Genomic DNA, 15,614 nt, shown 5'->3' with positions numbered 1-15,614 from the left:
ATGGCAAAAAGCATTTCATCTTTGCAACAACTTTATTTCGCTTGGGACTTAACTCACAAGAAGTCCGTGAGCGATAATACTCGTTTTACTGGTATATTATCTGAAGCAAAAGTAGATCTCAACCCTCATCAGGTCGAGGCCGCTCTTTTTGCATTCAAATCCCCACTCAGCAAAGGTGCTATACTTGCCGACGAAGTTGGCCTTGGTAAGACCATTGAGGCCGGTATCATATTATCGGAGATGTGGGCGGAGCATAAAAGGAATATTTTGATTATTGTTCCAGCATCTCTCCGCAATCAGTGGAATATAGAGTTGATGGAGAAGTTTTTCTTGCCCTCAACAATACTTCTGTCCGACAATTATTCTGCATATAAAAGTGCTGGCGTTAACCCACTAGGTGCAGGGGAAGATATCATTATCTGTTCATATAACTTTGCCGCAAAGTATTCAGAGGACATTTCAAAAATATCTTGGGACCTTGTAGTAATAGATGAGGCTCATAAATTGAGAAATGTTTATAGGAAGTCTGCTAAACTCTCCAATATCCTAAAAAGAGTTTTACAGCCTTACAAAAAGGTACTCCTAACAGCGACTCCCTTGCAAAATAACCTCAAAGAGTTATATGGACTTATAAGTATAATAGACGGAGAGTTTTTCTCTTCTGTTGATACGTTTGATAAGCAGTACAACGCTATTTCCACAAAAGAGACTTCGAGATACAGCGAACTAAAGGAGAGATTACAAAGAATTTCTCATAGAACTTTACGCCAGCAGGTTCAAGAATATGTGAACTATACTAAGCGTTCTGCTATGGTTACTAAGTATGAACCGAAAGACGTTGAACAGGAATTATATAATCGTGTAGATGAGTATCTTAAAAGGGACATAATACATGCGATAAATCCGATTGCACTGCCGATGCTGTCTCTGATAATTCGTAAGATTCTGTCATCATCTGCATACGCGCTTTCCTTTACATTGGGTAAACTTATAAGTAAGTTAGAAAAGTACAAAAGGGAAGGAAAGATTATCGATGATATTGATGATTTTTATGAGGATATTGACATGATGGAAAACGATGATTTCTCTGATGAAGAAGATGCACATGAACCTTCCACTGGATATGTTGACTATTCTCTTGACGGCGAGATAAAAGAGCTGCTGGAGTGCCAGAAATTAGCCCAAAATATTAAAGAAGAGACAAAGGCTGTTAAATTAGTTGAAGCCCTTGATGTCGCATTTAATAGAATCAAAGCAATTGGGGGAAATCGAAAAGCTCTGATCTTCACCGAAAGTAGACGCACACAGGAATATTTAAAAAACTATCTTGAAACGCACGGATACAAAGATAAGGTTGTTTGCTTCAATGGGATGAACAATGACTTTACAGCTAAGTGTATATATGAAAATTGGTTAAGTAGGTATCATGGGACGAACCGTATATCCGGAAATAGAGAAATTGATAGAAAACAGGCTATTGTTGATTATTTTAATACGGATGCCGAAATACTAATTGCGACTGAAGCAGGAGCTGAAGGAATCAACCTTCAAATCTGTTCATTGGTGGTTAATTTCGATATGCCTTGGAATCCTCAAAGAATTGAACAGAGAATTGGTCGATGCCACCGATATGGCCAAAAGCACGATGTGGTAGTGGTCAATTTTGTCAACCAAAACAATATTGCAGATAATCGTGTATACGAACTGTTGGATAGTAAATTCAACCTCTTTGATGGTGTGTTTGGTTGTAGTGATGAGGTACTTGGAGCAATAGATTCAGGCGTTGGTTTCGAAAAGCGCTTAAATCAAATATACCAAACATGTAGAACCGCACAAGAAATTGAGGTGGCTTTTGATGAACTGCAAAAAGAGTTGGAGGATGTTATTAATGAGCGTCTAAAAAAGACACATCGCTCATTGCTTGAGAACTTTGATGAGGAGGTTGTCCAAAAACTTAAGATGCGCCATATTGATGACACTAAGCGAGTAAATACCTATAATAGGACATTCTGGCTTTTGGCGAATTCTGTTCTATCCGATCAAGTTACAGAGGTTGATGATGATACTATGTCGTTTATGTTGCCCAATAGTCCATCACCATCTATTCCAAATGGAAAGTATATATTGAATAAGAATTCTGGCGATTCTCATCAATTGAGAATAGGTCATCCTCTTGGGGAATACATTGTCAATGAGGCTTGTAAAGCACCAGCAACGCCTTTGGATATCTGTTTTAGGCTTAATGAACACCCAATTAGAAAAAGTCTTTTGGAAGAACAACGTGGACATTCTGGTGTATCCTATGTATACAAGGTCATGTCATGGAATGAGCACGACAGTCAAGAGGATATAATATGCTGCACAAAAAATGATGTTGGCACCTGCTTGCCAGATGATTTTGTGAAGGCTTTGTTACAGGTCGTTCCGGAGAGTTACAGGCTAACCAACATGAACGACGAAGCGAATGTCTCTGAAGAATTAGAGGCGAAGTTGACAAAATTAAAGGAAAGTTTGTCAGAACGCACAAATGAATATATCGTGTTTGAGATTGACAAGTTTGAATCCTGGTCTGAGGATGTTATTTTTAAATTACAGGAGGAGGTTATAGCTCTTCGTAAAGAACACGAGAATATTAAGCGTCAGATACGAAAAGAGCGTGTCGCTCGCGTAAAACTTGCGATGAAGGAACAGGAAGTTAAAATAGCCAGACTCCTTAGAGTCAAACAGCAGGAGTTATTTGATAAGCAAGATGATTGCGATAGACAAGTGGATGAATTGACTGAAAAGTTGAGGAAGTCAATGGAGAACCAGACACAAGTTGAGTTAATGTTTTGTTTCAAATGGACAATACAATAAACAGTGTATTAAATAATTGCTAAATTTCTATTCTGCTGCATATAATCCAGACTGGGCTATCGCTATGAAGAAGAATTATTTAAAGCACATCTTCTTCATTGCCGAAACCAAAGGCTCGATGTCGTCTATGGATTTGTCCTCCATTGAGAAAGCGAAAAATCGACTGTGCAGAAAAGTTATTCAACTCCATTTCTACAGCCGACCTGAAGTATCCCAAGGTAGCTACCTACCAAGATTTGATGGACGGTATGAATGCGATACATTGATAAAAATTGGGCGTTCACCCTCACAAGTGAACGCCCAATTTTAAGGCTGTGCTATGATATAATTTCTCATACGGTTTATAGACTCTTCTAAATCGCTCTGGGTATAACTATTATGACGGTTCTCAGGGTGGTGAATGATGTGACGTATCTTTTCTGTTAATGTTATCTGTAAATTTGATGTTGTCCCATCTCTATTCAATTTTACATAATTGATAGTAGGATATAGCACGTCAAAATTATTTTTCCATCCTTCAGCTTCAATATATCCATACAAAGCATTATGGTAATCTGTGGATAATATACCAAATGCTTGATAGTTTACTTCTGCGGCCATAGTATAAGGAAGTACAGCAGGGACACCTATGCTGTCTGCTAATATTTTCCCATTATCAGCTCTCCTTAATACAATAACTTTGGTGTCAATTAAATCTTGTAGGGCTTCACTAATCACAGCCTCTGAATGGCTTGCAAAAAATATTTGCGCCATTTGGGTTGAATTGTTATCAATGAATAATTTCTTATAATATTGCAATATTTTCTTTTGCCATAGTGGGTGCATACTTAATTCTGGTTCATCAATCATTATTGTTGAGTTTTTAAGTACATTGATATTCTTAAGCAAATAAGCTCCTCTAAATACAATTTGCTTTTCGCCAGTACTCAAATCATCCAATGGAATATTTATACCATCTTTTTCAAAAATAACAACTTTTTCTCCTGATATATTACCAACTTTTTTGTATTTAATGATTTCGAAGAAACTATTGAACGCATTTTTAAATCTAAATATTTTTGATATTGGCTCAAATTCAGCTTTGGACATAGGTGATCGACCTTGCAAATTCCGCTCATCATTGATGTCACTGTATTGCTCGTTGTCTTGATTCTGAACATCGACAATTAGTTGCTTTAGTGATGTGAAATTATCATCATTATCCGAGTCATACTTGTTTTTATCAAGTTCGTTAGTTTTTACAGATTCAATTTTGTTGGTTTTATAATCTGCTCTTGGTCTAGAGAAAACACTTCCATATGATCTTGGATCTTTGTTATCTGATTGAACAGATTGGGGGTTATTGCTTTTATCCGTACGTATATTCTCTGACGTATCATTTACTATATCATATCTTGTAAAAAAAGTTTTATTTGAACCGGGTATAGTTGGAGGTGTTAATATGTAGCATTTGTTTTCAACTTCATACTCTATTGCATCAAATGGCTCGAAACTACCAATACTCAAAAAAGTATTCAGTGTTTCTAAGATTGTAGTTTTCCCTGTACCATTCTCTCCAGCTAAAACAATAGTGGAATATGGCTTATTGGTAACAGGATTTATAAAATTCAATTCTAAATCTCCCAATATAGGATGATTCGCCCACTTAACTTTTCTTATCTTCATAAAAATCAAATCTTAATTAAACGAAAACAAAATTACGATTTTATTGCTTGTCGGTGAAGTTGTTGCCAAATAAATAACTAATTTCGTAGTAAAATTAACGAATAATAAGTCCAATATATTAAGAATGATGGAAGAAAGTACGACATACGACAGAATAGTACAGTGGGCATTAAATCATCCTATAATCTCTATTATTGTATTGATATGTACTGTTTTAATTGCCATATCCCAAGTCAGAGATGGAATAATATTAATATATCGATTTTTTTGTCCCAAAAGTAATGATGGCACTCTAATTATAGAGTATGCAGATGAAACGATAAAAATAGAAGAAAAACTGATCAGTCAAGATTTTGACATAATTAAAATTCATGCAACAACTCATCTGCTTGGTATGCGAGCTGAACGCGAATGGTTGATGAAAAAATATCCGGGATATAAGAATTGCATGTAAATGCTAACTCATATAAAAACTAAGCAAGGCAAGAAAACGTTTGATATTCTTCCGATAAAGAAAGGAAATATTAAGAAAGATATTTATTTTGATATTACGAATTTTTATAACGGAGCTTCTGTTCCTAATTATAAAAAAGCGAGTGAATATGCTGAAGAAAAGATTAATGATATATATCATTAGATATTAATATCAACAATGTTTTGCTATTTCAGCAGAAAAGGATATCTTTGTGGTAGATAGAAGCGTTCTTTTGATTTAATGCAAAACGAGGCAGAATACAGAGCTTTGCTCGTTTCTAAATCGTTACCTGCCTAAAATCACAGTCTTGTAATTTGTTTATTTTCAAAGAGTAATAAGAATTACAATGTCTTGCAGTATGAGTACTAAGGTTTTTCTGAATTCCGCAAATGGCTGCGATTTCTTTTAGTAAGCTAGGCCAGCAGCGCTTTGCCACCTTGCGGTGGTAAGTTTCCACTAACCTGCCCCCGAACCGTACGTACATGTCTCCATGTATACGGCTCTCCATTGTCAACATAACTCTAGTTTCCATAGCTTTTGTGGATTAATGCATCACAGTCGTGACAGACCGCTAATGTTTTACGATGTCGTTTAATCATCATGGTATTCCATCTTGTATCAGCTTTCAGTTGATTGATGTTACGTACGTGATACATCACAAGGTCTCCCATTTTTCCACATAGTTCACATCTTCTCTCTTTGAGCCTTTCCACAAGTGTGGGGGCAGGAAGATACATCGTGTTCGGTATATTGTCGTAATGGTTATCCTCATAGATGTCTGTGAAACGTTTGCATCTGAACCCACCGTTATACCATACTCTTTGTTTCTCGTTTCCTTTATTATCCTTATAAGGGATAACCACATCCGTCCCGTCCCTATACTTTTCGAGTATTTGTCCGACGGTTCTTTTGTGTTTTCGACCGAGCGTTTTAAGCATGCTGTACTTCATGAAATAATTAAACTTCCACCCCCAATAACTGATGTTGTCCGCAATGGAATAGTAGTTGTAGAATCCCCGCAATTCAAGATTGTATTGCGCCAGAATATCTGCGTCTTGTCTATTTACCATATACTTACGAGACGAAGGCTTAAGAGTCTCTTTCCTATTAACTTGTGTGATACGCACGGCATCATAGGATTGAAGGCGCTTAAGTACGGTTTCGTAAGATACATTCAACACAATTGTTCCCAGCCACGGACGGCGTTGTAGCCCACTCCGTGTGCGTGTATGATCCATAGAACGGCGTGCCATGATTTCATATCCAAGGTATTTTGCAGGTTCTTGTGCATTGGTGATTAAAGTCTTCTCCTGCGACATCTCCAGTTTGAGCTTTTCTCTCATGAAAGTCGTAATGTCGGCTTTGACAATCTTGCATTCCTCCTTGCTGCCAATCATTCCAATAAGGAAGTCATCAGCATACCTTACATACTTCAATCTTTTGAATGTATCATCCATGTCCCTTGTTGCTGGAATATCCAACATCTGCTTGCGCAGCCGGGCAATTTTTGATTTCAGTTCAGCTTTACGGTTTTCATCCGTTTCGTCTTCCAGTTTCCATCGTAATGCATTTCTTTGATTCCGATTACGTTGATATTCACAGGTTAGCCTCCGTCCTTTGCCTTTATTGAAATTTTCGGCATACTCCTTTATATACTTGTCGAACTTATCAAGGTAGATATTAGCCAATATAGGGCTGATGATGCCACCTTGTGGTGTTCCCGAGTAAGTATTGTTGTATGTCCATTTCTCCATATAGCCTGCATTTAAGAATTTGCGGATTAAACGCAGGAACCGTTCATCGGAGATGCGTTCTCTGAGGATATCGATCATAATATTATGGTCACCGTATTATGGCTGCACCCATAGTTATTCTTGATATACAACAGGAAATCTTCAATGAATACCACATTTATATCTTTAATGAGCATATCGGAAACGGAGTATTTAAACTTCATAAACTCCATAAGCCGTTTTTTTGTCAGTTCATAACGTGAATAGGTCTTGTCTGCTGTATTCATTTTGACCTTTTGCAAATACTGTTCGTTGTGCTGTTTGAAGAACTCTATCAAAGTCCGTTCCCTTGCTATCTTGCCTAAAAAAGCGTTCTTTACCAGTTCTGCGGTTACATATCCGTCTTGCGCCATTAACGCATGGTAATGTTGATGAACTGTGCTACGAATACTTTCCAGCATGGAATTGATGTGTACGGCTTCTGCGGTTCTGCCGGAAGCCTTGCCTAATTCCACGCTCCAGTGAGCCGGATTTATTTCCAGCTTGGTGTTAAACTGGGCTACAACTTGGTCGATAGTGATACGTGCGATAATCGGTGCGTTACCATTTTTCTTTACTGCATTTCGTTTAACGAAATAGAGTAGCTTAAAAGTACTTCTCATAATCTCTTTTTTTAGTTACAAACTTAAATTGATAAACTGAAAATGAGATATTTGCAGTACGGACAAATCAAGACAACAAACCGCCAATTTGGGACATTCCGTGACCTAAAATCTTAGAGGGTGGACAGGTCACGAATTGGTCACGAAAGTGTGTCTTTTTGTGACCTTTTCGTGTCTTAGGTCACAGACATTATACAAAGAAAAACTCCTACAATACCTTGATATTGTAGGAGTTGTACATTTACTGTCCATTTCTGTCCAGCGTTTCTGTGATCCGCCTGGGGTTCGAACCCAGGACCCCATCCTTAAAAGGGATGTGCTCTACCTGCTGAGCTAGCGAATCATCCGGTGCGTTACTTCTGTAATGCGGGTGCAAAGATAGAAGGTTGTTTTTTATTATGCAAATATTCCAATGACTTTTTTGAATATTTTTTCACCTAACAAACGAAACACATTGGCTCACTGCACATAACAGGAACTAGATTTTTTCAGGTATCACCTCCACATATTCGCCATTGACTAATACTGTTACTGGCCGTTGTGCATCACTACTCATAAAAAAGGCACAAAAAAGACAGAATGGGTATATGAAGAATACAATACCACCATAGATTTTAGAATCTGAAGATATTTATGTAAGTTTGTCCTGGAAAAAAAATTACAAAATACATTCTTAAAAATATGGCAGACGACAAGAAAATTATTTTCTCGATGGTAGGCGTGAGCAAAACTTTCCCGCCGCAGAAACAAGTACTGAAAAATATTTATCTGTCTTTCTTTTATGGAGCCAAGATCGGTATCATCGGTCTGAACGGTTCCGGTAAATCTACGTTGCTGAAGATCATCGCCGGCATTGAAAAGGAATACCAGGGAGAAGTGGTCTTCTCACCCGGCTATTCGGTAGGTTACCTGGAACAGGACCCGAAACTGGAACCGGGCAAAACCGTAAAGGAGATCGTACAAGAAGGAGTACAGGAAATCGTTGATACATTAAAAGAATACGAAGAGGTAAACGAAAAGTTCGGCGATCCCGAAGTGCTGGAAGACCCGGACAAGATGGATGCGCTGATCGCCCGTCAAGCCGAATTGCAGGATAAGATCGACGCGACCGACGCCTGGAATCTCGACAGCCGCCTCGAACGTGCAATGGATGCCCTGCGCTGCCCGCCTGAAGACCAGATCGTGGATACGCTGTCCGGAGGCGAGCGCCGCCGTGTAGCTCTTTGCCGTCTGTTACTTCAACAGCCGGACGTGTTGCTGCTTGATGAGCCGACCAACCACCTGGATGCCGAGTCTATCGACTGGCTGGAACAACATTTGCAGCAGTATGCCGGAACAGTCATCTGTATCACACACGACCGTTACTTCCTTGATCACGTGGCCGGTTGGATTCTTGAACTCGACCGTGGCGAAGGTATTCCCTGGAAAGGTAATTACTCTTCCTGGCTGGATCAGAAGACTAAGAAAATGGCTCAGGAAGAAAAGCAGGCCAGCAAACGCCGCAAGACGTTGGAACGCGAGCTGGAATGGATCAACATGGCTCCGAAAGCTCGCCAGGCTAAAGGTAAAGCTCGTCTGAACTCTTACGAAGCCTTGCTGAATGAAGACCAGAAAGAGCGCGAATCCAAACTGGAAATCTTTATCCCGAACGGTCCTCGTCTGGGTAACAAGGTGATCGAAGCGCAACATGTAGCCAAGGCATTCGGTGAAAAACTATTGTTCGACGACCTGAACTTCATGCTTCCTCCGAACGGCATCGTGGGTGTGATCGGTCCGAACGGTGCCGGTAAAACAACACTGTTCAAGATGATCATGGGCATGGAAAGCATCGACAAAGGTACATTCGAAGTGGGTGAAACCGTAAAAGTAGGTTATGCCGACCAGACACATAAAGACATCGACCCGAATAAAACGGTCTACCAGGTTGTTTCCGGCGGACAGGAATTTATCCGCGTAGGAGGAAAAGAGATCAACTCGCGTGCATACCTGTCACGTTTCAATTTTGCAGGAGCCGACCAGGAAAAACTTTGCGGCGTCTTGTCGGGTGGAGAACGTAACCGCCTGCACCTTGCCATCACACTGAAGGCCGAAGCCAATGTGCTGTTACTCGACGAACCGACCAACGACATCGACGTGAACACGCTGCGTGCCCTGGAAGAAGGTCTGGAGAACTTCGCCGGATGCGCTGTTGTCGTTTCGCACGACCGCTGGTTCCTCGACCGTATCTGTACACATATCCTGTCGTTCGAAGGCGATTCGAATGTGGTCTTCTATGAAGGAACTTATTCCGAATACGAAGAATACAAACGCAAACAGGGTGGCGACACAGAACCGAAGCGTGTACGTTACCGCAAACTTATTGTTGACTAATTACTATTTTATTATTCATAATTCATTTAGAACCATGAAAAAAAGAATGCTCTGCATGGCGGCCATAGCCGCAGCATTTTTGTGCTTCGGAAGCGACGCAAATGCACAGAAGACAACCAAGTTGTTCAACGGAAAAGACCTGTCAAACTGGAACTTTGTCGTTGACAAAAATTCCGTTCCGCCTGAACAGGTTTATTCCGTAAGCGACGGCGTGATCAAGATCAAAGGCCAGCCTTTCGGTTATATGTACACGAAAGAAAAGTACGATAACTACAAGCTGCACGTGGAATGGCGCTGGCCAAACGGTGACCAGAATGCGAACAGTGGTATTTTCCTATTGATCGCCGATCCGAAGAATCCGTTCCCGAACGGGATAGAATGTAACCTGATGCTGGGTAATGCGGGTGACTTTGTCCTTCTAGGCGGCTCCGACCTGATGCAATACCAGGGCAAGCCGGGTGAACCCCGTCCTGGTTTCCCGGTGGTAAAAAAGAACGCTCCGAGCAGCGAAAAGCCTGCCGGCGAATGGAACGAGGCCAACATCTATGTGAAAGACGGAAAGATCAACGTCTACATCAACGGCGTTTATCAGAACACCGGATGGAACAAGCAGAAAGACGGTTATATCGGCTTGCAGAGCGAAGGTAAGGAAGTGGAGTTCCGCAACGTGACGATCACTCCCTGGTAAAATTATAATAAATCAGATTATCTGATGACGCGGAAGGCGGCTACCTGGAAGATTCTAATCTCCGGCAGCCGCCTTTTATAATTTTTTTTCACTTAACCTATCCCGTTTCTTTTTGTTGTATGTAAATCAACAATAAAAATGAACGTCAAAATGAAACGGCATAAAACTTTATACATTTTCCTGCTCCTATTATTCCTGCACACAACGGCAAACGCCCAACTGCAAAAAGTAATCAAGGATATTTTCTCGGCCGATACGGCTCTGACGCATACCGACTCGTCCGCCATACAAAAGACAGACGCCGCCTTCAAACTGAAAGCCGGACAAATCCAGAAACTGGATTCGTTGCACCAGGAAACGGTTGCGCAATTAAGGGGTAGTAAACTCCATGAAAATTGGTGGGAAACGGGAAAACACGCCATCTATTTCATGCTGGTGCTGCTGGGCCAATACCTGCTGTTCCGCCTTTCTTCCTGGCTCTACCAAAAAGCCAAAGCACGTATCCAACAACTGAAAGATACCAAGTTGAAACCAATCTCCATACAGAACTACGAGATACTGGATACGCAAAAGCAGGTCAAACTGCTGGTCTTCGTGGCAAGCATCATACGCTACCTACTGCTGTTCATCCTGCTGGTACTGACGATCCCGATCCTCTTCTCGATCTTCCCGCAGACCAAAGAACTTGCCTACAAGATCGCTTATTACATCTGGAACCCGGTAAAAAGCATCCTGGTAGGTATTCTGGATTATATCCCCAACCTGTTCACAATCATCGTGATCTGCCTCGCTATAAAATACATTATCCGGGGAATCCGTTACCTGGCAACGGAAATAGATGCAGGAAGGTTGAAGATTAACGGCTTTTATGCGGACTGGGCGATGCCGACCTACCATATCGTCCGATTCCTGCTGTATGCATTTATGATCGCTATGATTTATCCTTATTTGCCGGGCGCCAATTCGGGCGTGTTCCAGGGAGTATCGGTTTTTGTCGGATTGATCGTTTCGCTGGGGTCGAGTACGGTGATCGGAAATATTATTGCCGGGTTCGTTATCACTTATATGCGCGCTTTCAAACAAGGCGACCGCATAAAACTGAACGATACGGTGGGGAATGTGATCGAAAAGACAGCTTTCGTCACCCGCCTCCGCACGATAAAGAACGAGATCGTGACGATACCGAACTCATTCATCATGTCTTCACAGACAGTAAATTACAGTTCGTCGGCAAGAAGTTACGGGCTTATCATCCATTCCGAAGTGACGATCGGCTATGACACACCGTGGCGGCAAGTGCACCAGCTTTTGATCGATGCAGCCAAGGCAACGTCCGGAGTGATGCCCGAGCCGGCTCCTTTCGTCCTCGAAACGTCCCTGAGCGACTTCTACCCCGTTTATCAGATCAACGCTTATATTCAGGATGCGGACAAGATGACAAGCATCTATTCGGACCTGCATCAGAATATCCAGGACTATTTCGATAAGGCCAGCGTCGAGATCCTGTCCCCCACTATACGGCGTTCAGGAACGGGAATGCCTCAACGATCCCCAAGGAAAAGCCGGCGACCGATTAAGCCGGTAATCCCTTTAATTGCTGTTCTTTCCATTCCACGAATCCTTCAATGGTACGGGTCATCTGAAAAAGAACACGGTCATCTGCCACCGTCCGCAGGACAGCCGTGCGGAACAGGGGTAGCTGCATTTTATCCACGTTGAAAGAAGCCTTCATCAGAATGACTTCGTAACCATCGTGCACAATTTCCTTATCGAGAACGACAGGAAATTCCATTGCCAGATAATAAGCCGAACGTTCATAAGCACACCAGGTATCTCCTTCAAGATAGAGATAAACGTACTTCTCATTATCTACTTCATTCAATAAAATCGATTCTACGTCAGATGCTTGTTTCATAATATGAAGTTGAGTTATAATACTATTTCCGGTTTCCATATTCCTGTTGTTTGCTATCTATTTTTCCTTATTGTCTTCACCCGGAGTCTTTGTCCGGTTGTTCAGATGCTCCAGAAGAAACTTTCCCGGTTTGAACTTCACGCTGTTACGCGGAGCGATCATACAGGATGTATTATCCCTGGGATTACGTCCTGGCCTTCCGACCTGTTTCCATAAAGTGAATGCTCCAAATCCCATCAACCCCACTTCGCCTTCCCGGATCAATGCCCTCTCCACTTCTTCTTCCCACACTCTGATAAACAAGGCAGCTTCCTCCTCTTCTATGAGAAGCCGGTCAGCTATTCTTTTGACTAATCTTGTTCGGTTCATTGTTATTTATTTTTTGTTATTTTTTTATCTCTGACACAACGATAATAATGATTCTTATCAGGGCCCCCTAACAGCATATTATGTGATCCCAATTGATCATTTACATAAGTGAAATAAACCCTCCAATTTGAATCCGAGTATTTAGCCATCGTACAACAGGCTAAACTATTTGCTTCAAAATCATACTCACCCTTTATTACATTTCCATTATTTAGTCTTGCTACATGAGAAGTCATAATTGTTAATTCTCTCTGATTGGGTAAACGCCATCCTTTATTCTTATCCTCGCAAGGATTTGTGTCAACTGCATTTATAGAACTTATTGAACGTATTATCCAAGTTCCTGAATCATAACCGCTCTCTAATTGAGCTATTTCCAAACCCTCAGGCAGACGATTCTCTTCATCTGTATTTTTGTGATAAGGAGTCAATGCCTGATTTACCTGTGCACGTATTGCTCTTGGATTCAAATAAGTAAAATCTAAATAATTGAAAACAGCTGGTTCTGATGGTGCTCGCGTACCTTCAGAAGGGACAACAAAATCATCCACCGGTTCCGATACGCTTCGTAAATTACGAATACAACGATAAGGCATTTCCGATAATGATATACCATATCCCGCTAACTCGCTGACAGCTGCCCTATAATACCCCGTAGAAGAGCCCTCACATGCCCAAAAGACTTGAGTGTCGTAATCAGGAGATGTCCCCCCACCTTGCCCACTTGCCTTGTTTTTTTCCACAACAGTATTACTTAGATAAATATATGTTCGATCATAAGTATTTCCCGTAAATAAGCGGACTTCTTCAGGCAATACATTATCTCCCATTGAATATCCCATATATTGATTAATAGAAGGAAGATACCAACGTATTTCATCTTTATCCAATTGACCGTTTCCATTCAAATCCCTGTTTCTGTTTAAACAAGCATATTCTGCATATTTATATTGAGCCTGTATCTCATTATTTTTAAAATTAACATAGGTTTCCCATGATTGCAAATCTGACAATTGAGCAATCATATTATTACGTCCTTGCAAAAGATCATTGCTATATGTACTAGAAAGATCAAAGCTATTATGATTATTATTCTTCTCAATAACAGTTGGCAAGTTTGATCCCTCCTGTGTCCATTCCGTGCCCCAACCATTGACTTTTTCATCAGCATCCAGTTTATCCAAATCATAAATCGTACAGATGGAATACTGAGAGAAAGTATAGGCAGCCATACTGACAGAACTGTTACTAGACGGTTCTTCATTCTTTTTGTAATAAGTCCAAATTTGAATAGTACGGGGTTGTTGATTAATAAACTCACGAAGAGGTTTTCCTACATAATAATATTCATCAATAAAGCAGGTATAGCGAATTGAATCGTCTAAACTAAAACCTTCATCTTTGATACATGCATCATACAGATCTGATCTAAATCCATCTGCATTCAAAGGTTCATCTGATATAGACTCTTTATATTTCATGAAACCGTTATAACCGGCAGTATTTCTTTTATATTGAACCCAATTTATATCCGTATTATTTGAACTAAAGTTATTTTCAGGAGTTGAAGCCAATATCTTAAAATTTTCAATAAAGGCTTCTTTAGAGCAAGGCTCCGTTCTTGTCCCATATATCAAATCCTTGATCATTGTTTTATCAAAAGAAATAACAGTCGTTCCATAATGCGCATCAAAGGTTCTGACATTGGTTGTCGACAAATAGATTTCACCGTCACCACCCCAAACTTCATCATCTTTTATTACTTCGACAATCAGTTTATCTACTGACTTGACAGATACATTATAAGTATAACGATTATTACGAAATATATTAAAATCTGACAAATTAGAACGCCAGTCACCCAAATGTACATAATAGGTTGTGAAAGCTTTCACGTTCTTTTCTTTAACATCCCCATTTACTTCTTCCGATGTCATACCTGTATAAGTACCTTTTAATACGACATAAGTCGAATGGTCATTTGCCACTGAAAACTTTTCCGGTGAATCACTCATTTTTTCTCTCTCATCATATTCAAAAACAGAAGTACTTTTCGGCTGTTTCCGGTTTTCCATCATTAAAAAGGAAAAACTATAAGTGTTACCGTCTATATTAAAAGCTGAGTTTAACTTTGATGCCAAATAATCACCCTCACCACCTGCATAATCACCACTTTTCTGTTCAATAAGATTAGACCTTTGCGGGATATTCTTCACCTGCCAGCTATCAGCCACGAAAGTAGCCTCGGTATTACCGCAAGAAACGTTGAATTTAACAGATGCCATGATACGCTTCAAGTCTATCTTACCTGAAGTTGAATTATCGGAGTCCAGATTTTTGATTTGTCCATCCGTTCCGATAATACAAAGTCCTTCTTCATCATCTTTTCTCCCAACAAATGCACCGCTCATCAAAAACTGATCGTCGAGCACAGACATGTTATTTTCCGATAGTTTGACAGAAAGATTTTTAAGGTCATCCTGTGATTTAATATTGGTCAGTTCCCTTTCCAAATCGAACAGAGAACTCTTGTAATTGGCTACTGCATAGACATATCTTTTACCAGAAGAGGTTGCTATCGTCACTTTTTCATCTGTTAGAGAAGTAACAAAATGAGTTTTTCCCACCTTTTCTTTCTCTTTATTAAATACCAATATAGCCAATGAATTGACTTTATTATCTTTATCAATATCGGTTGCTTTCGTTTCGACTTTTACGATGTTTGATGCTCCGAATGATAACGTAGTAGTTACAGGTATTCCTTCTTCTACTTCGATTTCTTTGTTAATCATTTCTTCGTCAGTGCAAGAGGCAAAAAGGCTCAAGCAACCTGCCAGAAAATAGATTATGTGTTTATTAGAGTGTATCATAACAAGTTGTA

At 40.2% G+C, this 15,614-nt stretch carries 10 protein-coding genes, 1 tRNA gene and 3 pseudogenes; 7 read left to right on the top strand and 7 right to left on the bottom strand.

Annotated features, from left to right (window positions below; all coding sequences use genetic code 11):
- The 3 genes and pseudogenes from C825_RS14685 (at position 1) to C825_RS27635 (ending at position 3,122) form a co-directional block, all read left to right on the top strand.
- Positions 1 to 2,856, top strand: coding sequence for an SNF2-related protein (locus tag C825_RS14685; RefSeq protein WP_010803019.1), 2,856 nt, complete (start codon positions 1 to 3; stop codon positions 2,854 to 2,856).
- Between the two features lie 64 nt (positions 2,857 to 2,920).
- Positions 2,921 to 2,974 (top strand): annotated as a pseudogene (locus C825_RS14680) (hypothetical protein); the annotation flags it as partial.
- A gap of 25 nt (positions 2,975 to 2,999) precedes the next feature.
- Positions 3,000 to 3,122 carry a hypothetical protein gene (locus C825_RS27635; protein WP_255217670.1) on the top strand — a complete coding sequence of 41 codons (123 nt, stop codon included), beginning with the start codon at positions 3,000 to 3,002 and terminating at the stop codon, positions 3,120 to 3,122.
- Between the two features lie 40 nt (positions 3,123 to 3,162).
- On the opposite strand, the gene C825_RS14675 is transcribed toward C825_RS27635, so the two are convergent.
- A complete protein-coding gene (locus tag C825_RS14675; RefSeq protein ID WP_010803018.1) occupies positions 3,163 to 4,521 on the bottom strand; it encodes an AAA family ATPase in 1,359 nt (452 codons plus the stop codon).
- 124 nt (positions 4,522 to 4,645) lie between these two features.
- Between C825_RS14675 and C825_RS14670 the strand changes: the two genes are divergently transcribed.
- Positions 4,646 to 4,975 carry a hypothetical protein gene (locus C825_RS14670; protein ID WP_044214394.1) on the top strand — a complete coding sequence of 110 codons (330 nt, stop codon included), beginning with the start codon at positions 4,646 to 4,648 and terminating at the stop codon, positions 4,973 to 4,975.
- A gap of 542 nt (positions 4,976 to 5,517) precedes the next feature.
- Here C825_RS14670 and C825_RS14665 read toward each other — a convergent pair.
- The 3 genes and pseudogenes from C825_RS14665 to C825_RS14655 form a co-directional block, all read right to left on the bottom strand.
- A complete protein-coding gene (locus C825_RS14665) occupies positions 5,518 to 6,828 on the bottom strand; it encodes a reverse transcriptase/maturase family protein (protein WP_010803014.1) in 1,311 nt (436 codons plus the stop codon).
- 14 nt (positions 6,829 to 6,842) lie between these two features.
- A pseudogene (locus C825_RS14660) lies at positions 6,843 to 7,391 on the bottom strand (phage integrase SAM-like domain and Arm DNA-binding domain-containing protein); the annotation flags it as partial.
- Positions 7,392 to 7,661: 270 nt separating this feature from the next.
- Positions 7,662 to 7,734: transfer RNA gene (locus C825_RS14655), tRNA-Lys, on the bottom strand.
- Positions 7,735 to 8,072: 338 nt separating this feature from the next.
- Here C825_RS14655 and ettA point away from each other — a divergent pair.
- The 3 genes and pseudogenes from ettA to C825_RS14640 all read left to right on the top strand — a co-directional run.
- Positions 8,073 to 9,761, top strand: a complete 1,689-nt coding sequence (gene ettA / locus C825_RS14650) for an energy-dependent translational throttle protein EttA (protein WP_007656994.1) — start codon at positions 8,073 to 8,075, stop codon at positions 9,759 to 9,761.
- A gap of 34 nt (positions 9,762 to 9,795) precedes the next feature.
- Positions 9,796 to 10,449 carry a 3-keto-disaccharide hydrolase gene (locus tag C825_RS14645; protein ID WP_044214392.1) on the top strand — a complete coding sequence of 218 codons (654 nt, stop codon included), beginning with the start codon at positions 9,796 to 9,798 and terminating at the stop codon, positions 10,447 to 10,449.
- A 360-nt stretch (positions 10,450 to 10,809) separates the two neighbouring features.
- Positions 10,810 to 12,026 (top strand): annotated as a pseudogene (locus C825_RS14640) (mechanosensitive ion channel family protein); the annotation flags it as partial.
- On the opposite strand, the gene C825_RS14635 reads toward C825_RS14640, so the two are convergent.
- The 3 genes from C825_RS14635 to C825_RS14625 are packed head-to-tail and all read right to left on the bottom strand — an operon-like array spanning position 12,023 to position 15,603.
- A complete protein-coding gene (locus C825_RS14635; protein WP_010803011.1) occupies positions 12,023 to 12,364 on the bottom strand; it encodes a hypothetical protein in 342 nt (113 codons plus the stop codon). The pseudogene C825_RS14640 and the gene C825_RS14635 overlap by 4 nt on opposite strands.
- 57 nt (positions 12,365 to 12,421) lie before the next feature.
- Entirely contained in the window at positions 12,422 to 12,733 is a 312-nt protein-coding gene (locus C825_RS14630) for an HU family DNA-binding protein (RefSeq protein WP_010803010.1), read from the bottom strand.
- A gap of 2 nt (positions 12,734 to 12,735) precedes the next feature.
- Positions 12,736 to 15,603, bottom strand: a complete 2,868-nt coding sequence (locus C825_RS14625; protein ID WP_010803009.1) for a DUF4906 domain-containing protein — start codon at positions 15,601 to 15,603, stop codon at positions 12,736 to 12,738.
- Positions 15,604 to 15,614: the final 11 nt, after the last annotated feature.

The organism is Parabacteroides sp. ASF519, assembly GCF_000364265.2.
Lineage (GTDB): Bacteria > Bacteroidota > Bacteroidia > Bacteroidales > Tannerellaceae > Parabacteroides > Parabacteroides goldsteinii.
The sequence above is the reverse complement of the archived record's forward strand: the minus strand, read 5'-3'. Positions and strand labels throughout refer to the sequence as shown.